At 66.7% G+C, this 18205-nt stretch carries 20 protein-coding genes; 8 read left to right on the top strand and 12 right to left on the bottom strand.

Annotated elements, in window-relative coordinates; all coding sequences use genetic code 11:
- Positions 1-51 precede the first annotated feature (51 nt).
- The 3 genes from HOP58_RS00730 (at position 52) to HOP58_RS00720 (ending at position 3262) form a co-directional block, all read left to right on the top strand.
- Complete coding sequence (locus tag HOP58_RS00730) at positions 52-789, top strand: FadR/GntR family transcriptional regulator (protein WP_234259203.1); 738 nt, start codon at positions 52-54, stop codon at positions 787-789.
- A gap of 45 nt (positions 790-834) precedes the next feature.
- Complete coding sequence (locus tag HOP58_RS00725; RefSeq protein ID WP_234259201.1) at positions 835-2412, top strand: aldehyde dehydrogenase (NADP(+)); 1578 nt, start codon at positions 835-837, stop codon at positions 2410-2412.
- 103 nt (positions 2413-2515) lie between these two features.
- Complete coding sequence (locus HOP58_RS00720) at positions 2516-3262, top strand: S1-like domain-containing RNA-binding protein (RefSeq protein ID WP_234253374.1); 747 nt, start codon at positions 2516-2518, stop codon at positions 3260-3262.
- Positions 3263-3282: 20 nt separating this feature from the next.
- Here the strand turns inward: HOP58_RS00720 and HOP58_RS00715 are convergent, their stop codons facing one another.
- A complete protein-coding gene (locus tag HOP58_RS00715) occupies positions 3283-3828 on the bottom strand; it encodes a VOC family protein (protein WP_010626047.1) in 546 nt (181 codons plus the stop codon).
- Positions 3829-4017: 189 nt separating this feature from the next.
- Between HOP58_RS00715 and gshB the strand changes: the two genes are divergently transcribed.
- Genes gshB through ruvX form a run of 4 tightly spaced genes read left to right on the top strand, consistent with a single transcriptional unit; the run spans position 4018 to position 7014 of the window.
- A complete protein-coding gene (gene gshB, locus HOP58_RS00710; protein WP_234259199.1) occupies positions 4018-4992 on the top strand; it encodes a glutathione synthase in 975 nt (324 codons plus the stop codon).
- Positions 4993-5032: 40 nt separating this feature from the next.
- Complete coding sequence (locus tag HOP58_RS00705) at positions 5033-5959, top strand: TonB family protein (protein WP_234253372.1); 927 nt, start codon at positions 5033-5035, stop codon at positions 5957-5959.
- 27 nt (positions 5960-5986) lie between these two features.
- Complete coding sequence (locus HOP58_RS00700) at positions 5987-6559, top strand: YqgE/AlgH family protein (protein ID WP_234259198.1); 573 nt, start codon at positions 5987-5989, stop codon at positions 6557-6559.
- Positions 6559-7014: a Holliday junction resolvase RuvX gene (ruvX, locus tag HOP58_RS00695; RefSeq protein ID WP_234259196.1), complete on the top strand. Its 456-nt coding sequence runs from the start codon at positions 6559-6561 to the stop codon at positions 7012-7014. The genes HOP58_RS00700 and ruvX overlap by 1 nt, the downstream gene beginning before the upstream one ends.
- Positions 7015-7038: 24 nt before the next feature.
- Here ruvX and HOP58_RS00690 read toward each other — a convergent pair whose 3' ends face one another.
- From HOP58_RS00690 to HOP58_RS00665, 6 genes are all read right to left on the bottom strand, one after another.
- Positions 7039-8253, bottom strand: coding sequence for a Tm-1-like ATP-binding domain-containing protein (locus tag HOP58_RS00690; RefSeq protein WP_234259194.1), 1215 nt, complete (start codon positions 8251-8253; stop codon positions 7039-7041).
- A 67-nt stretch (positions 8254-8320) separates the two neighbouring features.
- Positions 8321-8761: an SRPBCC family protein gene (locus HOP58_RS00685; RefSeq protein ID WP_234253369.1), complete on the bottom strand. Its 441-nt coding sequence runs from the start codon at positions 8759-8761 to the stop codon at positions 8321-8323.
- The gene (locus HOP58_RS00680) at positions 8758-9606 is read right to left on the bottom strand and encodes a phosphoenolpyruvate hydrolase family protein (RefSeq protein ID WP_010626054.1); all 849 of its coding nucleotides are present in this window, start codon (positions 9604-9606) and stop codon (positions 8758-8760) included. Before HOP58_RS00680 ends, HOP58_RS00685 begins: the two co-directional genes overlap by 4 nt.
- 14 nt (positions 9607-9620) lie before the next feature.
- Positions 9621-10604 (bottom strand): branched-chain amino acid ABC transporter permease, encoded by a 984-nt coding sequence (locus tag HOP58_RS00675; RefSeq protein ID WP_010626055.1) that lies wholly within the window; start codon positions 10602-10604, stop codon positions 9621-9623.
- Position 10605: 1 nt separating this feature from the next.
- Positions 10606-11496, bottom strand: a complete 891-nt coding sequence (locus tag HOP58_RS00670) for a branched-chain amino acid ABC transporter permease (protein WP_026037819.1) — start codon at positions 11494-11496, stop codon at positions 10606-10608.
- Between the two features lie 68 nt (positions 11497-11564).
- Entirely contained in the window at positions 11565-12794 is a 1230-nt protein-coding gene (locus tag HOP58_RS00665) for an ABC transporter substrate-binding protein (protein WP_010626057.1), read from the bottom strand.
- A gap of 108 nt (positions 12795-12902) precedes the next feature.
- Between HOP58_RS00665 and HOP58_RS00660 the strand changes: the two genes are divergently transcribed.
- Positions 12903-13748, top strand: a complete 846-nt coding sequence (locus HOP58_RS00660; RefSeq protein WP_035589846.1) for an AraC family transcriptional regulator — start codon at positions 12903-12905, stop codon at positions 13746-13748.
- A gap of 8 nt (positions 13749-13756) precedes the next feature.
- Here the strand turns inward: HOP58_RS00660 and HOP58_RS00655 are convergent, their stop codons facing one another.
- The 5 genes from HOP58_RS00655 to HOP58_RS00635 form a co-directional block, all read right to left on the bottom strand.
- On the bottom strand, positions 13757-14485 hold the full coding sequence (locus HOP58_RS00655) for an ABC transporter ATP-binding protein (protein ID WP_010626059.1): 729 nt from the start codon (positions 14483-14485) through the stop codon (positions 13757-13759).
- Positions 14478-15233, bottom strand: a complete 756-nt coding sequence (locus HOP58_RS00650) for an ABC transporter ATP-binding protein (protein WP_010626060.1) — start codon at positions 15231-15233, stop codon at positions 14478-14480. Before HOP58_RS00650 ends, HOP58_RS00655 begins: the two co-directional genes overlap by 8 nt.
- Before the next feature lie 238 nt (positions 15234-15471).
- Positions 15472-16119 carry a hypothetical protein gene (locus tag HOP58_RS00645; protein ID WP_010626061.1) on the bottom strand — a complete coding sequence of 216 codons (648 nt, stop codon included), beginning with the start codon at positions 16117-16119 and terminating at the stop codon, positions 15472-15474.
- Positions 16120-16232: 113 nt separating this feature from the next.
- Positions 16233-17261, bottom strand: coding sequence for an aspartate carbamoyltransferase (locus tag HOP58_RS00640; protein WP_010626062.1), 1029 nt, complete (start codon positions 17259-17261; stop codon positions 16233-16235).
- An 85-nt stretch (positions 17262-17346) separates the two neighbouring features.
- Positions 17347-18024, bottom strand: coding sequence for a helix-turn-helix domain-containing protein (locus HOP58_RS00635; protein WP_086510655.1), 678 nt, complete (start codon positions 18022-18024; stop codon positions 17347-17349).
- Positions 18025-18205: the final 181 nt, after the last annotated feature.

The following is an 18205-nucleotide window of genomic DNA, read 5'->3' as shown; positions in this document are numbered from 1 at the left end:
GATAAATAGGCGTATGTTTGTGAGAGATACATTCATGCCGAGGAAGTTGATATGCCAGCTGAACTAGGGCAGCTCAATGTGCGCAGGGTCGGCCAGCAGGGAAGCCTCTCTGTACACGTGGCGGACCAGCTTGAAGTCCTGATCACTGAAGGCAAGATCGCGGTTGGTGACAAGTTGCCGCCTGAGAGCAGCTTGTGCGATTCCTTCGGCGTCAGCCGTACGGTGATCCGCGAGGCCATCACCCACCTCAAGTCGCTGGGGCTGGTGGAGACGCGCCGCGGCGTTGGCACCACCGTGCTGCGCTCGACCACCGTCGAGGCGATGCCGGCGAAGCGCATCAGCCCGACCACCGTGGAGGACATCCTCCATGTGCTCGAATTGCGGCTCAACCTGGAGCCGGCGGCGGCGGCCCTGGCGGCCGAGCGGCACGACGAGGAGGACAGTCGCATCCTCGAGGAGAAGCATGCGGCCTTCCTCGAGGCACGTGCGGCCAAGTCCCAGGCCCGGGTCGAAGACTACGAGTTCCACTATGCAATTGCTGCCGCCACCAAGAATCCCTTCTTCAAGGTCTTCTACGAGCAGCTCAGCCAGGGCGCCATTCCCCGCGCCAAGCTGATGAGCATCGAGATCAACACCGCGGCCACCGACAAGTACCTGGCCCGGGTGGAGGAAGAGCACACCTATATCCTCGAGGCCATTCTGGCCCGTGACTCCGAAGCTGCGCGCGAGATGATGTACCAGCATCTCAACCGCGCGCGGACCATGTACGCCAAATACCAGGAAGCCTGAAATGTGGCTCTCCTGGCCACGCCATACCGGAAGACAGGAGCCAACATGACCCTGCTAGGCAAGATGCTGATCGGCCGTGAAGCCATCAGCGGCAGTTCCACGCCCATTCATGCCGTCGACCCCGCCACCGGCGAGCGGCTGGCGCCTGCCTACGCCGGTGGCAGCCAGGCCGAGGTGGCGCGCGCCTGTGCCTTGGCCGAAGAGGCCTTCGGCGTCTATCGCGAAACCACCCTCGACGCGCGTGCGGCGTTCCTCGAAAGCGTGGCCGGCGAGATCGAGGCCATCGGCGATGAGCTGATCGAGCGTGCCATGGCCGAGACCGGCCTGCCCCGTGCCCGCCTGGAGGGCGAGCGCGGCCGCACCTGCGGCCAGCTGCGCCTGTTCGCGTCGGTGGTGCGCGCCGGCGAGTGGCTTGACCTGCGTCTCGATCCGGCGCTGCCGGAGCGTGAGCCGCTGCCCCGCGCCGATCTGCGCCAGCGCCATATTCCGCTGGGCCCCGTCGCCGTGTTCGGCGCCTCGAACTTCCCGCTGGCCTTCTCCGTGGCCGGCGGCGACACCGCCTCGGCGCTGGCCGCCGGCTGTCCGGTGATCGTCAAGGCGCACTCCGCCCACCCCGGCACCTCGGAGCTGGTGGGCCGCGCGGTGCAGCAGGCGGTGGAGAAGAGCGACTTGCCCGAAGGGGTGTTCTCGCTGCTGTTCGGTTCCGGCCGTGAGGTGGGCCAAGCCCTGGTGGCCGATCCGCGCATTCAAGCCGTCGGCTTCACCGGCTCCCGCGCCGGCGGTACCGCGCTGATGAAGACCGCCCAGTCTCGCCCCCAGCCGATCCCGGTCTACGCCGAGATGAGCTCGATCAACCCGGTGTTCCTGCTGCCCGAGGCGCTCAAGGCGCGCGGTGCCCAGCTCGCCGAGGGCTTCGTCGCCTCGCTCAACATGGGCGCCGGGCAGTTCTGCACCAACCCCGGGCTGGTGATCGGCGTGAAGGGGCCTGAGCTGGCCGCCTTCGTCGAGGCCGCAAGCGCCGCCGTCAAACAGAGCGCCGGTCAGACCATGCTCACCCCGGGCATCCACGCGGCGTACGAACAGGGCGTGGACCGACTGGCATCGAACATAAAAGTCAGGGAAGCGGCCCGCGGTCAGGTGGGCGAGACCGCCCATGCCTGTCAGGCGGGGCTGTTCGTCACCACCGCCCAGGACTTCCTCGCCGAGCCTGAGCTGCAGGAAGAGGTATTCGGTGCCACCTCGCTGGTGATCGAGTGCGCCGACACGAGCGAGATGCGCCAGGTTGCCTCGCAGCTCGAAGGCCAGCTCACCGCCACCCTGCAGATGGACGACGGCGATCTCAACGCGGCGAAACAGCTGCTGCCGATCCTCGAACGCAAGGCGGGGCGGATACTCGCCAACGGCTGGCCTACCGGGGTCGAGGTGTGTCACGCCATGGTTCACGGCGGCCCCTTCCCGGCCACCTCGGACGCGCGCACCACCTCGGTGGGCAGCGCGGCCATTCATCGCTTCCTGCGCCCGGTGTGCTATCAGGCGTTGCCACAGGGGCTCTTGCCCGAGCCGCTGCGTGACGGCAATCCCTGGGGCGTGAGCCGGTTAGTCGACGGCAAGCGAGAAATCTAGCGTTTCCCTCTCCCCTATCTCCCTGGAACCTTTGGCGGCCTTCGGGCCGCCTTTTTTCCTCGTATTTGCCATAATGGCTCCCTACCCACCTGTGGAGCTGTGCATGGCCTCTTCCTCCAACGATCGCCGCCAGGGTCGCCCGACCTCTTCTCGGCCCCCCGCGTCCGGCTCGCGGGAACGCGCCTCACGCGTGCCCAAGGCTCAGCTCGGCGAGGTGGCCTATCTGGAGGTGGTCACGGTCAACGAGACCGGCGCCTTTCTCGACTGGGGGCACCCGCGCGACGTGCTGCTGCCCTTCGGCGAGCAGCGCTTCCGACCCACGCCGGGCAAGCGGGTGCTGGTGCGGCTCTACGAGGATCAGCAGGGGCGGCCGGTGGCTTCGCAGAAGCTCGACCGCTTCGTGCAGGACGAGGCGACGGGGTTGGCGCCGGGCGAGGAGGTCGAGCTGATCGTCGCCGACGCCACTGATCTCGGCTACAAGGTGGTGGTCAACCACCGTTACTGGGGGCTGCTCTATCGCGACGACGTCACCCGGCCGCTGCGGCGTGGGCAGCGCACCCAGGGCTACGTCAAACGGGTGCGCGACGATGGGCGCCTGGACCTCTCGCTGCTGCCGCCGGGGCCAGCGCGCCTCGACGTGGTGGGCGAACAGATACTCAAGGCGCTGCGCGAGAGCGGCGGCTATCTGCCGCTCTCCGACAGCAGCGATGCCGCCGCGATCAAGGCTCGCCTGGGGGTGAGCAAGAACGCCTTCAAGCAGGCCATCGGGCGGCTCTACAAGCAGCGCCTGATCGTCATCGAGGCCCACGGCATCCGCCTGGTGCCGGGGGCCACGGCAGATCCGACCTGAGTTCGGCTTGAATGAGGCGCTCAGTCGAGCGCCTTGAACTCCTCCTCGTGCAGCCAGGCGGCGTGCTTGGGTGCGCGCTTGGTCTTCGACCACTCCTCGATCATTGCCGGTGCCACCTCCTTGAGCTGACGCATCTGCTCCGGCGTGCCCTTCACGTAGGTCAGCTCCAGGCGATGGCCGTTGGGGTCGAAGAAGTAGATCGAGCGGATGATGCCGTGTTCGGTAGGGCCGACCACCTCCACTCCCTTGCTCTCCAGTTGCTCCTTGGCTGACAGCAGAGCCGCTTCGTCGGCCACGCGGAAGGCGATGTGCTGCACCCACTCTGGGGTGTTGGGGTCGCGGCCCATCTCGGGGGAGTTGGGCAGCTCGAAGAAGGCCAGGATGTTGCCGTTGCCGGCATCCAGGAACAGGTGCATGTAGGGGTCGGGCGCCTTGGTGGAGGGCACGCGGTCCTCGGCGATGGCGACCAGGAACTCCATGTCGAGCTTGTCCTGGTACCACTCGACGGTTTCCTTGGCGTCGCGGCAGCGATAGGCGACGTGGTGAATCTGCTGGATCTGGATCATGACGGGGCTCGCGGTGGTGGGCTGGGGAGCGTCAGGGCCTGTTCTGCTATTTTTAGTTTCATTTGAAACTAAAAATAGAGGCGCCGCCGTGCCGTGTCAAGCCGCCGTGCCGTGTCAAGCCGCCTTGGTGTTGCCGGGAAGCCTGCGTCATACTGCGCTCATTTCCCCGGTCATGATGGAACGCTGCCGATGAGCCGACAGACGAGCGCACGATCCCTGCGGGTGGGGGTGGTGATGGACTCCATCGCCCATCTCACCTACAAGAAAGACACCACCCTGGCCATGCTGTGGGCGGCCCAGCAGCGTGGCTGGTCGCTGCACTACATGGAGCAGGAGGACCTCTACCTGCGCGATGGCCGCGCCCATGCGCGCATGCGCGACCTCGCCGCCTTCCGCAACCCGGATGACTGGTATGCGCTGGGGGCACCGGAGGAGCGCTCGCTGGCCGAACTCGACGTGATCCTGATGCGCAAGGATCCGCCGGTAGACGCACACTTCCTCAATGCCGTGCACCTGCTGGGCTTTGCGGAACGCGAGGGCGTGCTGGTGGTCAATCCCACACGGGCGCTGCTGGAGTGCAACGAGAAGCTGTTCGCCCAGCAGTTCCCGCAGTGCTGCACACCCACCGTGGTGTCGTGCAGCGAAGCGGTACTGCGCGCCTTCCACACCGAGCACCGCGACGTGATCTTCAAGCCGCTGGACGGCATGGGCGGCAGCGGGATCTTCCACGTGCAGCCCGAGGGGCGCAATCTGGGCGCCATCATCGAGACGCTGACCGAACGTGGTCAGCGCCAGATCATGGCCCAGCGCTACATTCCCGAGATCAAGGATGGCGACACGCGCATTCTGCTGGTGGACGGCGAGCCGGTGCCCTACGGCCTGGCCCGGGTGCCCATGGCCGGCGAGACCCGTGGCAACCTGGCGGCCGGCGGCACCGGTGTCAGCCGCGAGCTGACTGCCCGCGATCACTGGCTGATCGAGCAGGTGCAGCCGATGATCCGCGAGAAGGGGCTGATGTTCGTCGGCCTCGACGTGATCGGCGATTACATCACCGAGATCAACGTGACGAGCCCCACCTGCGTGCGCGAGATCGACGACCAGCGCGGCACCGACATCGCTGGCCTGCTGATGGACGCCATCGAGCGGCGCCTGGCCCAGCGCTGAACGAAGCGACGAGCGAAATACCGGAGGACCCAGCCCACCCATGGTGGCCCCGATCAGCGACCCGATCCACTATGCCCCGGTCACGCGGCCCTATCGCCGCTGGCTGGCGCTGTCGGTCGCGCTGCTGCTGCATCTGTTGCTGATCGGGCTGGTAGCGAGCTGGCAGTTCGCCCCGGCACCGGCAGAGCGCACCAGCCTGGACGTGGTGCTGGTGACCCGACCGGCCGAGGCGCCCGAGGAAGCACAGGCCATTGCCGAGGCGGACCAGCAAGCCGCCGGCGAGCAGGCCGAGGAGGCACCTGCCGAGCAGCGTGCCGCACCGCTCGACGAGCTGCCGGTACTCGAGGCGGCGGAGAGCGCCGTGGACCCCACCACCCCGACAGAGGCCGAGCCGGAGGAGCGCCCCGCCACCGAGCCCGAGGCTCTCGACGAGGCGCCTGCCGACGCCGCGCAGGAACGCCCGGCCCAGCCTGCGGCGGAGCCGCGCGAGAGCGCGCCCCAGGCCGCGGAGTTGCCGTCGGAGCCGGCCGTTGCGGCGCCTTCGGCCTCGGGGCGCGACCTGCTGGCCCAGGCCACCAGCAGCATTCGTCAGCAGGGGCTCGACCAGCACCTTGCCGGGCCGGCCGACGACACGCCCCGCAGCGCGGCACAGCGGGCCGCCGAGGCGCGCTACGTCGACGACTGGACCCGCCGCGTCGAGGACTACGGCAACCGGGTGCATCCCGCACCGAGCCACCTGCACGGCCAACTACGCATACGCGTGGTGATCGGACGAGATGGTCAGCTTCGCCAGGCGGAGGTGGTACAATCCTCAGGACATACCGAACTCGATCAGGCGGCACTGGATACCGTGCACGGTGCCGGGCCCTATCGGCCCTTCGACGGCACCATGGGGGAGCTGGACAGTCTCTCCATCACCCGCGTCTGGCGGTTCGGGCAAGGCAATCATTTCGGTGGCGTGCGCTAGGACGACTGCCCACCGCCCGGGAGTCCCATGCAATCCGTGCAAAACCTAGGCTTGAGAGGTCATTTCCTGCTGGCGATGCCGCATCTGGAAGATCCCAACTTTACCGGCAGCCTCAGCTATCTGTGCGATCACGATGAGAACGGCACCATGGGCGTGATCGTCAACCGCCCGCTGGAGATCACTCTGGACGCGCTGTTCGAGCAGCTCGAGCTCGACGGCGAGGAGAGTCCGCATCGCAACGCGCCGGTCTACTACGGCGGCCCGACTCACAAGGACCGCGGCTTCATCCTGCATCGCGGCTCCAGCACCCCGTGGGATTCCAGCATCCAGGTGGAGGACGACATCGCCCTGACCACCTCCATGGATATCCTGCTGGCGCTGGCCGCCGGCCGCGGCCCCGAGGAGTTCCTGGTGTGCCTGGGCTGTGCCGGCTGGGAGGCGGGCCAGCTCGAGCAGGAGCTGAAGGACAATGCCTGGCTCACCGTCGAGGCGGAGGGCGACATCCTGTTCAAGGTGCCGCCGGAACAGCGCTTGAGTGCCGCCGCCGGCATTCTCGGCGTGGACCTCAATCTGATGTCGCGGGAAGCCGGGCATTCGTGATGACCGCTGCGGGAAAGCGTCTGATCCTGGCGTTCGACTTCGGCACCCGCCGTATCGGCGTGGCGGTGGGCAACGAGCTGCTGGCCAGCGCCCGCCAGCTCGAGCCGCTGCCGGCCCGCGACGGCATCCCCGACTGGAACGTCGTCACGCGGCTGGTCGAGGAGTGGCAACCGGACCTGTTCGTGGTCGGGCTGCCGCTCAACATGGATGGCAGCGAATCGGAGATGAGTGCCAGGGCGCGCAAGTTCGGCAAGCGGCTCTACGGCCGCTACGGCAAGCCCTGCGAGATGGTCGACGAGCGCGGCTCCACCCGTGAGGCCAAGGCCATCGCGCGGGAGTCCGGGCTGCTGCGCAATCCCGCCAAGAGCTACCGCGACGACGGCGTCGACGGCATTGCCGCGGTCTTGATCCTCGAGAGCTGGTTCGCTCGCCAGGAGGGGCTGCCGGAGCGTTGAGCGTCGCCCGGCCCCCGGTCTCTCTCAGCGAGGCTGGCCGGTGCTCATCAGCTCGTGGAACTCCGCCACGGCCGCCGCCGCGAATTCCGGGTCGTTGATATGCCAGGGGCAGCGAATCAGCTGCCGCTCGGACGTTTGCCGTACCGTCGCCTCCAGGGCTGCGAACAGCGCCGCGTCGGCCGCCGGGTCATGGAAGGGCTGGCCGGGGGCATCCAGCGCCGAGACCCCGCCTTCGGGCAGCAGGAAGCGCACCGGCCCCCGGCTGCGATTCAACTTCTCCCCGATCCACTGCCCCATCCAGGCATTCTCCTCGACGGTGGTGCGCATCAGGGTGATCTGGGGGTTGTGCTCGTAGACGAGGCGCTGCCGATAGTGCGCCGGCAAGGTTTCCCGCCCGGCGAAATTGACCATGTCGAGGGCGCCGCAGGAGCCCACGTAGGGCAGCTCGGTATGCGCCAGAACGTCCAGCCGTGTGTCACCGGCGCTGAAGATGCCGCCCATCAGCAGGTCGCAGATCTCGGTGGTGGTGATGTCCAGCAGGCCCTTGAGCAAACCGCTGGTCGCCAGTTTCTCCATCGAGACGCCGCCCGTGCCGGTGGCGTGGAACACCAGGCAGTCGTAGTCTGCGCCCAGCGCACCGGTGATCCCGTTGACGCAGGCGGTGGTCACGCCGAACATGCTCAAGCCGATGGCCGGCTTGTCGTCGTCGGCCTCGGGCACCTGCCCCGCGAGCATGCCGAGCAGTGCATGGGCGGCATTGCCCAGCACCCGGCGCGATATTCGGTTGAGTCCCGCCACGTCGGTGACGGAGTAGATCATGGCGATGTCGCTGGCGCCGACATAAGGCGCCACGTTGCCCGAGGCGATGGTCGAGACCATCACCTTGGGCACGCCGATGTCCAGGTCGCGCATGGCCGGGGTGATCAGCGCGGTGCCGCCGGAGCCGCCAATGCCGATGACGCCGGCCACGTCGTCGCGGCCTGCCAGCAGCTGGCGCAACGCCTCGGCCATGTTCGCCACCGCCTTGCCCCGATCGTCGACGAACACCGCCTGGCTGCCCTGGGGATGGCAGGCGGCCACCTGGTGGGAGGTGATGTCTGCCGCCTGCGCAGCGTTGCCGCTGGTTCCCACGTCGACGATCCGGGCGTCGACCCCGGCAGAGCGCAGCAGCTCGCGAAGGTAGCGCAACTCCTCGGCCTTGGTGTCGCAGGTGCCGATGACGAAGGCTGTCTTTGCCATGATGCCTCCCGGCCGGCGTTCGTCGCGCCGGCCTCGTTGTTGTGAATGAGCGCCTTGATCGATACCGTCAGGCCTTGGCCAGGCTCTCGGCGGCGCATTCGAAGGCGAGCCGGAAGGTATCCGAGACCCGCTGCACGACGTCTTCTCGGTCGGCCTCGGCCACCTCGAACTCCGCCCACCATTCGCCGAAGCACTGCCCGCTGGTGGTGATCGGCTTGAGGCGCATTTCCGCCACGTAGTCCTGAACCGGCAGCGCCGGAGCCTCGAGGATGCGGTAGCAGCAGCGGTGCTCGCGGTCCGAGAGGGTGAGCAGCTCCTCGCGGATGAAGTTGCCGTCGTGGTCGTGGAAGTGGCGCACACAGCCGACCTGGTCGGCTGGCTTGCCCCCCTCGATCTCGCTCCTGGCGAAGAAGGGATGGTAGTTCGGCAGGCCGTTGAAATCGCGCAGCACGCTCCAGGCCTGGGCCAGGGAAATGGGCATCACTGCGCTGACGTAGACACGGGTCATGAGGCGGTCTCCTGATAGTCGCTGATGGCCTTGAAGCGGCGAATCTGCTCGGTGAGGGCGATCTCCGTGGGCAGCCGCTCCATGCTGCTGGCGCCGTAGAAGCCGTTGCAGTGCTCGCTTTCGCGCATCACGTAGGCGGCATCTTCCGGGGTGGCGATGGGGCCGCCGTGGCACAGGATGATCACGTCCCGCCGCACCCGCCTGGCGGCTTCGGCCCAGTCATCGATGAGGCGTACCGACTCGTCGAGGCTCTTGGCCGACTCGGCGCCGATGGTGCCGCCCACGGTGACACCCATGTGCGCCACGATGATGTCGGCGCCCGCCTCCGCCATGGCCACGGCCTCGTCGGCCGAAAACACATAGGGCGTGGTGAGCATGTCCATCTCATGGGCCAGGCGAATCATGTCCACTTCGCTGCCGTAGGAGATCCCCGTCTCCTCCAGGCTGACGCGGAAGGTACCGTCGATCAGGCCCACGGTGGGAAAGTTCTGCACCCCGGAGAAGCCCAACTCCTTCAGCTCCCGCAACAGCTTGGGCATGATCACGAAGGGATCGGTGCCGTTGACCCCGGCCAGCACCGGGGTGCGCTTGACCACCGGCAGCACCTCCAGCGCCATCTCCTGCACGATCTGGTTGGCATTGCCGTAGGCCAGCAGGCCGGCGGAGGAGGCGCGGCCCGCCATGCGGTAGCGGCCGGAGTTGTAGATCACGATCAAATCGATGCCGCCGGCCTCCTCGCACTTGGCCGAGATGCCGGTACCGGCGCCGCCGCCGATGATCGGCTGGCCGCGGGCGACCATCTCCTGGAAGCGGGCCATGAGGGTGTTGCGGTCGAAAACGGGCATGTCAGTACTCCTAGTCAGTGCTGCTGAACGTGTGAGCGGTGCTGAACCTTGGCGGAAGGTGTCGGGGTGCGGCGTGAGCGGAGCCATTGGCCGAGCTGGCCGACCACGCCTTGGCGGAAGGTCAGCACGCAGGTCATGAAGACCAGCCCGGTGATGACCGTGACCCAGGCGCCGAAAGGGTCCATGTAGTGGTTGAGTGCGGAGACCAGGGCAGCGCCTACCGCCGGGCCGAATACCGTGTTCATGCCGCCCAGCAAGGTCATCAGGATCACGTCGCCCGAGGTGTGCCAGTGCACGTCGTAGAGGGCGGCCAGCTGGAACACGATGGCCTTGAGCGAGCCGGCGATACCGGCCAGACCGGCAGAGATGGTGAACACCAGGATCTTGTAGCGCGCCACGGGGTAGCCCAGCGAGATCGCTCTCGGCTCATGCTCGCGGATGGCCCGCAGCACGTTGCCGAACGGCGAATTGACGGTACGCCATACCAGCCACAGCCCGGCAGCGACGATACCCAGCACCACGTAGTAGAGCGCCGTGTCGCTGCGCAGGTCGATCACTCCCAGGAAGGTGCCGCGGGGGATCCGCTGCAGGCCGTCCTCGGCGCCGGTGAACGGCGCCTGAAGGAAGAAGAAATAGACCAGCTGCGACAGCGCCAGGGTGATCATGGCCAGGTAGATTCCGCTGCGACGGATGGCCAGACTTCCGACTATCGCCCCCAGAACGGCCGCCACCAGGCCGCCGGCCAGAATGCCCAGATCGGTAGGGACGCCGTACGCCTTGACCAGCTGTCCGGTCACGTAGGCTCCCGTGCCGAAGAAGGCGGCGTGACCGAAGGAGAGGATGCCGGTATGCCCCAGCAGCAGATTGAAGGAGCAGGCGAAGAGCACGAAGCACAGCGTCTTCATGACGAAGACGATGTAGATCAGCTGGGGCACGAACGGAATGACCAGCAGTGTCAGCACCAGCAGGGCGAGGGCCGTGTAGGACAGAGTGCGCATGTCAGCCCTCCTCCCTGCCGAACAGACCGGCCGGGCGCAGCAGCAGCACCAGCACCATGACCAGGAAGACGATGGTGGAGGAGAACTCCGAGTAGAACACCCGGGTGAAGCCTTCCACCACGCCCAGGCCCAGCCCGGTGACGATGGCACCCATGATCGAGCCTAGCCCGCCGATCACCACCACGGCGAAGATGATGATGACCAGGCTGGAGCCCATGGAGGGATTGACGTGGAAGATGGGCGCGGCCAGCACCCCGGCGAAGGCCGCCAGGCCGACGCCGACGCCGTAGGTCAGGGTGATCAGGCGCGGCACGTTGATGCCGAAGGCCTGGGTTAGCTCCGAGCGCTCCGTGGCGGCGCGCAGGCTGGCGCCCAGCGAGGTGCGCTCGATGACGAACCAGGTGACCAGGCACAGCAGCAGCGCCGAGAGGATCACGAAGCCGCGATAGAGCGGCAGGATCATGAAGCCCAGGTTGATGGTGCCGCGCAGCAGTTCCGGGGTGGCGAAGGGCTGGCCGGAGGAGCCGAAGGCGACGCGGAAGCCACCCTCCAGCACCAGTACCAGGCTGAAGGTCAGCAGCAGGCCGTAGATCGGGTCGAGCCCGTAGAGCCGGCGCAGGAACAGGAACTCGAACAGCATGCCGAAGACGGCTACCAGCAGCGGGGCCACCAGCAGCGTGACCCAGTAGTTGAGCCCCATGTACTGGGCGAGCAGAAAGGCGGTGAAAGCCCCCAGCATGAAGAAGGCGCCATGGGCGAAATTGACGATCTTGAGTACCCCGAAGATGATCGCCAGCCCGAGGCTGAGCACCGCGTAGAAGGAGCCGTTGACGATGCCCAGCATGAGCTGTCCCAGCAGGGCCTGAATGGGAATGCCGAAAATGTCCATGATCACTTGCTCACAAGATCAACGAAGTAGGGGCGCATGCCGGGCCGTGGACCGGCATGCGCGGTAAGTCATCAGTTGCCGTTGAGCAGGTGACAGGTGCTCTCTTCGAGGGGCTGGAAGGCGTCTTCGCCGGGAATGGTGGCCAGCAGGCGCAGGAAGTCGTAGTCGTACTCCGACTCCTCGGGCGACTTCACCTCCCACAGATACTGGTCGTGGACCATGCGCCCATTGGGACGGATATAGCCGCCCGTGGCGAAGAAGTCGTTGATCTCCAGCTCCCGCATCTTCTCGGAGACGGCCGTCGCGTCGTCGGTGCCGGCGGCTTCGACGGCGTTCAGGTAGTGCATGGTGGAAGAGTAGTTGCCGGCGTGCGCCATGTTGGGCATGCGGCCGGTGCGCTCGTAGAAACGCTGCGAGAACTCGCGCGTCCCTTCGTTGGCGTCCCAGTAGAAGGCGTTGGTCAGCATCAGTCCCTGGGCGGTTTCCAGCCCCAGGCTGACGATGTCGTCGTACCACAGCAGCAGGGCGGCCGGGCGCTGGTCGGGCGTGACGCCGAACTCGGCCAGGGCATTGATGGCGTTGATGGCATCGGCGCCGGTGGAGGCGATGCCGATGATCTCTGCGCCCGAGGCCTGGGCCTGCAGCGCGTAGGAGGAGAAGTCGGTGGTGTTGAGCGGGTGGCGGGCCGCCCCGACGACTTGGCCACCGGCGTCGCGTACCACCTGGGACACCTGCTCCTCGAGCCCGATGCCGAAGGCGAAGTCCACCGTGAGGAAGAACCAGGTGTCGCCGCCATCCTCGACGATCGACTGACCGGTGCCCTGTGCCAGCGAGTAGGCGTCGTAGGTGTAGTGGGTCACGTAGGGCGAGCAGTAGTCGTTGGTCAGGCCGATGTTGGACGAAGAGTTGACGATGGCGTGGCGCTGCTGCTCGGCGGCCACGGCGGCCACCGCCAAGGCGACGCCGGAGTTGGACAGATCGTTGATCATGTCGACGCCGTCGTTGTTGTACCATTCCCGGGCACGGCTGGCGCCGGTGTCGGCGCGATTGCGATGGTCGCCATGGATGACCTCGATGGGCACGCCGTTGACCTCGCCGCCGAAGTCTTCGACGGCCATGCGTACGGCTTCCACCGCCGCCTCGCCGGACAGGTCGGTATAGATCCCCGACATGTCCGTCAGCACGCCGATTCGCACTACGCCGTCGGAGTAGGCCTCGCTGGCCATGGCGCTGGTGAAGCCGCCGAGGCTCAGCACCGCGGTGGAAAGGGCCAGGGTCTTGAAGGAGTGTTTGGCTGGCATTGTTATGTCTCCTGTTTCTCGACTCGCTATTGTTTTGGTTTTGCGTTGATTCGAACGGTAGGTACCGTTGGGCCTTTATCAGTTAGAGCCAACATGGGCGAACGCGCCATGGCTGCAGAACACGAACAGCTATCCGAAACCCACATCGTCGGCGACGATACCCAGCAGTGGATCGTGCGCGCCGAGGATTGCGCCGCGCTCGAGCAGCGGCATATCTCCCACGTTGGCGTGGGGGATGCCGCGGTGCCCTATCGCATCGTGCGTACCCGGCTGAGCGGCGCCTATATCCACGGCTCTCTCGGCGGCGAGGGGCGCATGCTGCTCGACGGGCGCTGGTGCACCATGCGCGGCAGCATGATGTCCTTCGCTCCGGCTCATGCGCTGCATGCCTTTCATGCCGTACCCGGGAAGCGCTGGCAGTATTGCTGGCTGCGCTACCTGCCCAGCGCCCCGCGCTCGGTGGTCGGCACCATCGCCCCGATCATGCAGCACTTCGACCCCGAGCCGATGAAGCACGCCGTGATGGGGCTCTACAGCGAGGTGTTCCACGGTCAGGCGGATCCGGCCAGCTGCGTGATGTGGATCGATACCATCGAGAACTACATCGCGCGCTTTGCCGACCCCTGGCGTCGGGATGCCCGCATCGTGGCGGTCTTCGATGCCGTGATCCCGACGCTGGAGCGGCACTGGACCATCGAGGAGATGGCCGAGATCGCCCATGTCAGCACCGAGCACCTGCGACGCATCAGCCGCAAGGTCTTCGGGCGCAGCCCGATGCAGCAGCTCACCCAGCTGCGCATGCAGCATGCCACCCACCTGCTGGCGACCAGCGACCTGCCGATCGAGGAGATCGCCGAGCGGGTGGGCTATCGCAGCGCCTTCGCCTTTTCCAAGACCTTCAAGCGCATGAACGGCATCTCGCCCTCGCACTTTCGCCATCGTTCCCGTAGCTGAGCCGGTGGCTAGACGCCAAGCCGGGAGAGCAGCTCGTCGGCATCCTGCTCGATGCCCTTGCGGTCGTAGCGGGCGGCCACCTGACCGTGATCGATGAGGTAGAAATGGTCGGCCACGCTCATGGCAAAGCGCAGGTTCTGTTCCACCAGCAGGATCGTGTACCCCTGCTCCTTGAGCTGATGGATGGTGCGACCGATCTGCTCCACGATGCTCGGCGCGAGCCCTTCGGTGGGCTCATCGAGCAGCAGCAGCCTGGCGCCGGTGCGCAGGGTGCGACCGATGGCCAGCATCTGCTGCTCGCCCCCGGAAAGCTTGCTGCCGGGGCTGTGCAGCCGCTCGCGCAGGTTGGGAAACAGGTTCAGCACCTGCTCGGTGCTCAGGCCGCTGTCGTCGACCAGGGGCGGCAGCTCGAGGTGCTCGCGCACATCGAGGGTGGCGTAGATGCCGCGATCCTCCGGGCAGTAAGCCACACCGTGGCGAGCGATCTGAAAAGGGCGCATGGCGATGGTTTCGCTGCCCTGGAGGCGGATGTGGCCCTGGCGCCGTGGCACGATACCCATGATCGATTTCAGCGTGGTGGACTTGCCGGCGCCATTACGTCCCAGCAGGGTTACCACCTGGCCCGGCAGCACCTCTAGGTCGATGCCGTGCAGCACGTGGCTCTCGCCGTACCAGGCGTGAAGGTCGCGAATGGCCAGCATCGGCTCGACGCTGTGTGCGATGGCGGCTTCAGGCATGCTGCGCTCCTCCGATATAGGACTCGATCACCCGCTCGTCCCGCGATACGGTGGCGTAATCGCCCTCCACCAGCACCTCGCCCCGCGCCAGCACGGTAATGCGGTCGCAGAGCTCGGCCACCACTCCCAGGTTGTGTTCCACCATCAGCACCGTGCGCTGTGCGGCCACACGCCGGATCAGCTCGGCGGTACGGCCCACGTCCTCGGTGCCCATGCCGGCCAGCGGTTCGTCGAGCAGCATCAGCTCGGGGTCCAGGGCCAGGGTGGTGGCGAGCTCCAGGGCGCGCTTGCGACCGTAGGGCAGCTCGGCGGCCGGGGTATCGGCCCACTCGCTCAAGCCCACCTCCTCCAGCAGGCCCATGGCGCGCTCGCGATATTCGTCGAGCCGACGCTGGGAGGCCCAGAAGTCGTAGGACTCGCCGCGCCGGCGCTGCAATGCCAGCTTGACGTTTTCGAGCACCGTCAGCTGGCTGAAGACCGCCGAGATCTGGAACGAGCGCACCATGCCCAGGCGTGCCACCTGGTCCGGCTTGAGTCGGGTGATGTCTCGGCCCTTGAAGAAGATGCTGCCCGCGCTGGGCTCGAGGAATTTGGTGAGCAGGTTGAAACAGGTGGTCTTGCCGGCGCCGTTGGCGCCGATCAGGGCATGAATGGTACCGGGCTCGACCCGGATGGAGATGCCATTGACCGCCTTGAAGCCCCGGAAGCTCTTGGTCAGCTGCCGGGTCTCGATGATTGCCTCCGCCATCGTGCGCTCCGCGATTGTTGTTGTCGGTATCGAGGCGACGGGCGTCTCGTCGTCAACCCGTCCGCTTCAGTGTTGACCCGGGGAGCAGGCGGCGCCATGGTTGCAGAACACGTGTGGATATCCAAAAACCACAACAGCCCTGTGGTCGAAAGGCCGCAATAGGTGACGGACAAACGCAGAACGGACCCCGTCGGGGTCCGTTCGAAACGAGACGAATGCATGTGGGCACACGAGCCGTTCAGGTCGTCAGCGCGCGCTCCTCTGCATACTGGGCGGCGATGTCGTTGACCGAGATGCAGGTGTACTTGATGACGAAGAAGGCCAGGGTGGCAGGGCAGGCGAACCGCTCTTCGAAGCGCTCCACCTCGACGCCGTTGCCGCGAGTGACGCTAGCGCGGTAGGTGTCGCCCTCCTTGGTCAACTTGACCGTGGCCTGGCGGTCGGCCTCCTGCTTTTCCAGCACCAGCTCGCGTTGCCTGGCCAGCAGCTCACGCAGCATCTTGCCGCCCTCGCACTCCTCGGGCGTGGCCCATACTTCCTGGTCCCGCTTGCCGTACTGGAACAGCATGATGGCCGGCAGCACGGAGAAGATGGCGCCGGTGAGCAGCCAGGTGAGCTCGGCCCCTGAGAGTGAGAGCGAGAACACGGCGAACAGCTGCAGCACGAAACCGACCGCCAGAATACCCGTCAGCGGGCGCCACATGCGTGGGTTCATCACCGGCTTGCCCAGGGTCTGGCCCCACAGGCCGGCGGCCACCAGGGCGCCGAGCAGCAGTATCGCCACCCCCCAGACAGGGCCGCCACCCACCAGCAGGGCGATGGCGCCGATCGCCACCAGGGCGCTATAGAAGACCGCCAGCAATATGTAAGCGCGTTCCAGAGTCATGCGTCACATCTCCTCTCTACGGTTGCCGTGGGCGACAACGCCGTTGTTATTCGTGCTCTTACATTACTCGTTACTGAACAGCATAGCGATGCCCAGCGTTGGTTGCAGCATCGTCAGAGTGCGCTGTCGTCCACACCCACCCGCTCGGGCACGAACCAGCGTACCGGACGCAGGTCCTTCTCGATCAGCTCGTCTACCTGCAGCAGGGTGGCGAAGATCGCCATGCGCACCGGGATGCCGTTGTCGGTCTGGCGGAAGATCGCCAGGCGCGGGTCGCCGTTGAGATCCACGTCGAGGTCGTTGGCCTCCGGCCGGCTGTCGCGGGGCAGCGGATGCATGACGATGGTGTCACGGCCGCAGCGCTTGTCCATGAAGGCGCGGTCGACGGTGAAGTCCCGCGACAGGCTGAAGCCCTCGCTCATCTCGGCGGTGAAGCGCTCCTTCTGGATGCGCGTGGTGTAGACCACGTCCACGTCCGTGTAGTCGTCGGCCAGGCTGGTGCGCTGCTCGATGCGGTGGCCGCGGGAGGCGACCAGATCGATGAGGTAGTCGGGCATCTCCAGCCCCGGCGGCGCCACCAGGGTGATGCGCATGGGGTCGTAGAGCGACAGCAGCTTGATCAGCGAGTGCACGGTACGCCCGTACTTGAGGTCGCCGGTGAGCAGCACGTGGGCGCCGGCGAGCTTCTTGCCCAGCCGGGTGAACTCCTTGTCGATGGTGTAGAAGTCGAGCAGCGCCTGGCTGGGGTGCTCGCCGGGGCCGTCGCCGCCGTTGATCACCGGCACGTGGGTGGCGGCGGCGAATTCGGCCACCGAGCCCTGATCCGGGTGGCGCATGACGATGGCGTCGCAGTAGCCGCTCATCACCCGGCTGGTGTCGTAGAGCGACTCGCCCTTGGCCATGGAGGAGAAGGTGAAGCCGGTGGTGTCGCACACGCTGCCGCCCAGGCGACAGAAGGCGGCGTGAAAGCTGACCCGGGTACGGGTGCTGGCCTCGAAGAAGAGGTTGCCGAGCACGGCGCCCTCCAGCACCCGGGTGACCTGGCGGCGCTGGGCGATGGGTTCCATGCGGGCGGCGACATGCATCAGGTGGTTGACGCTATCGCGGGTCAGGGAATCGACGGAGAGCAGGTGGCGACTCATCGAGGGCCTCGAAGGTGGCGGCGGAGGATGGTCCGTAGTGTAACGCTACCGGAGCCGGGCTTCACGGGCCGCGACGGCGTGCCGCTCAGCGACCGAGCAGCTCGGCCAGCTGGTGGGCGTGAGCCTTCACTTCGCGTATGGCCCGCTCGGTGTCGAGATCGTCCATCGCCACCACGCCCACGCAGGCCTCCACCCCGGGGCGGAACTGCGGCGTGGCCACGGGGCTGGCCACTCCCACTGCGCCGAGTTGCAGCTGGCCGCGGGTCAGGCTGTAGCCGTCGCTACGGGCCTGACGCACCGCCTCGCTGTCGTCTGCGCGCGGCGGGCGTCCGGCCAGAATGGCGATACCCGCCGCCCCCAGCGACAGCGGATGGCGGCTGCCGACCCGGTAGCCCACCCGCAGCAGCCCCTCGTCGGGCTCCGCCACCAGGATCACCACGCACTCCTCGCCCTGGGCCACCGAGACGAAAGCGGTGGCCCGGGTGGCCTTGGCCAGCGCCTGCAGCAGCGGCTGGGCCACCGCGCGCAGCTGCGGCTCGAAGCGTGCCGCCAGCAGGGAAATACCCGCCCCCAGGCGCAGCGGACCCTCGGCGGAGCGTGCCACCAGCCCGTGCTGTTCCAGGGTGGTGACGATGCGATAGGCGATGGCGCGATGCACGTCGAGCCGCTCGGCCAGCTCGGCAACGCTGATGCCCTCGGCGTGCTCGGCGACGATCTCGAGCGCGCGCAGGCCGCGATCCAGGGTTTGCAACGTAGTGGCCATCGAACGACGTTCCTTGGTGGTTGGTGGCAGAGCATGGTAGCGCAGCCGGCGGGGATTGACGCCCCCACACAAACTGCCTATGTTCCTTCATGTGTTCGTTAAACGATATCAAGTGTGCGATAAAAGTAAATAATGAATGGCAAAGCGCCACCATGCATGCCAGCAATGACTTCGAACACAG

The sequence above is a fragment of the Halomonas sp. MCCC 1A11062 genome, from assembly GCF_021404355.1.
GTDB classification, from domain to species: domain Bacteria; phylum Pseudomonadota; class Gammaproteobacteria; order Pseudomonadales; family Halomonadaceae; genus Halomonas; species Halomonas aerodenitrificans.
Note: the sequence above shows the minus strand (reverse complement) of the source record. Positions and strands in the feature narration are given on the sequence as shown.

Excerpts from the sequence above, each read along its gene's own strand:
- HOP58_RS00660 (WP_035589846.1), top strand. The coding sequence starts at position 12,903 with ATGGCTGCAGAACACGAACAGCTATCCGAAACCCACATCGTCGGCGAC.
- HOP58_RS00685 (WP_234253369.1), bottom strand. The coding sequence starts at position 8,761 with ATGACCCGTGTCTACGTCAGCGCAGTGATGCCCATTTCCCTGGCCCAG.
- HOP58_RS00690 (WP_234259194.1), bottom strand. The coding sequence starts at position 8,253 with ATGGCAAAGACAGCCTTCGTCATCGGCACCTGCGACACCAAGGCCGAG.
- HOP58_RS00725 (WP_234259201.1), top strand. The coding sequence starts at position 835 with ATGACCCTGCTAGGCAAGATGCTGATCGGCCGTGAAGCCATCAGCGGC.
- HOP58_RS00680 (WP_010626054.1), bottom strand. The coding sequence starts at position 9,606 with ATGCCCGTTTTCGACCGCAACACCCTCATGGCCCGCTTCCAGGAGATG.
- HOP58_RS00715 (WP_010626047.1), bottom strand. The coding sequence starts at position 3,828 with ATGATCCAGATCCAGCAGATTCACCACGTCGCCTATCGCTGCCGCGAC.
- HOP58_RS00645 (WP_010626061.1), bottom strand. The coding sequence starts at position 16,119 with ATGACTCTGGAACGCGCTTACATATTGCTGGCGGTCTTCTATAGCGCC.
- HOP58_RS00720 (WP_234253374.1), top strand. The coding sequence starts at position 2,516 with ATGGCCTCTTCCTCCAACGATCGCCGCCAGGGTCGCCCGACCTCTTCT.
- HOP58_RS00665 (WP_010626057.1), bottom strand. The coding sequence starts at position 12,794 with ATGCCAGCCAAACACTCCTTCAAGACCCTGGCCCTTTCCACCGCGGTG.
- HOP58_RS00675 (WP_010626055.1), bottom strand. The coding sequence starts at position 10,604 with ATGCGCACTCTGTCCTACACGGCCCTCGCCCTGCTGGTGCTGACACTG.
- HOP58_RS00730 (WP_234259203.1), top strand. The coding sequence starts at position 52 with ATGCCAGCTGAACTAGGGCAGCTCAATGTGCGCAGGGTCGGCCAGCAG.
- ruvX (WP_234259196.1), top strand. The coding sequence starts at position 6,559 with ATGACCGCTGCGGGAAAGCGTCTGATCCTGGCGTTCGACTTCGGCACC.
- HOP58_RS00705 (WP_234253372.1), top strand. The coding sequence starts at position 5,033 with ATGGTGGCCCCGATCAGCGACCCGATCCACTATGCCCCGGTCACGCGG.
- HOP58_RS00640 (WP_010626062.1), bottom strand. The coding sequence starts at position 17,261 with ATGAGTCGCCACCTGCTCTCCGTCGATTCCCTGACCCGCGATAGCGTC.
- HOP58_RS00635 (WP_086510655.1), bottom strand. The coding sequence starts at position 18,024 with ATGGCCACTACGTTGCAAACCCTGGATCGCGGCCTGCGCGCGCTCGAG.
- HOP58_RS00700 (WP_234259198.1), top strand. The coding sequence starts at position 5,987 with ATGCAATCCGTGCAAAACCTAGGCTTGAGAGGTCATTTCCTGCTGGCG.
- gshB (WP_234259199.1), top strand. The coding sequence starts at position 4,018 with ATGAGCCGACAGACGAGCGCACGATCCCTGCGGGTGGGGGTGGTGATG.
- HOP58_RS00655 (WP_010626059.1), bottom strand. The coding sequence starts at position 14,485 with ATGCCTGAAGCCGCCATCGCACACAGCGTCGAGCCGATGCTGGCCATT.
- HOP58_RS00650 (WP_010626060.1), bottom strand. The coding sequence starts at position 15,233 with ATGGCGGAGGCAATCATCGAGACCCGGCAGCTGACCAAGAGCTTCCGG.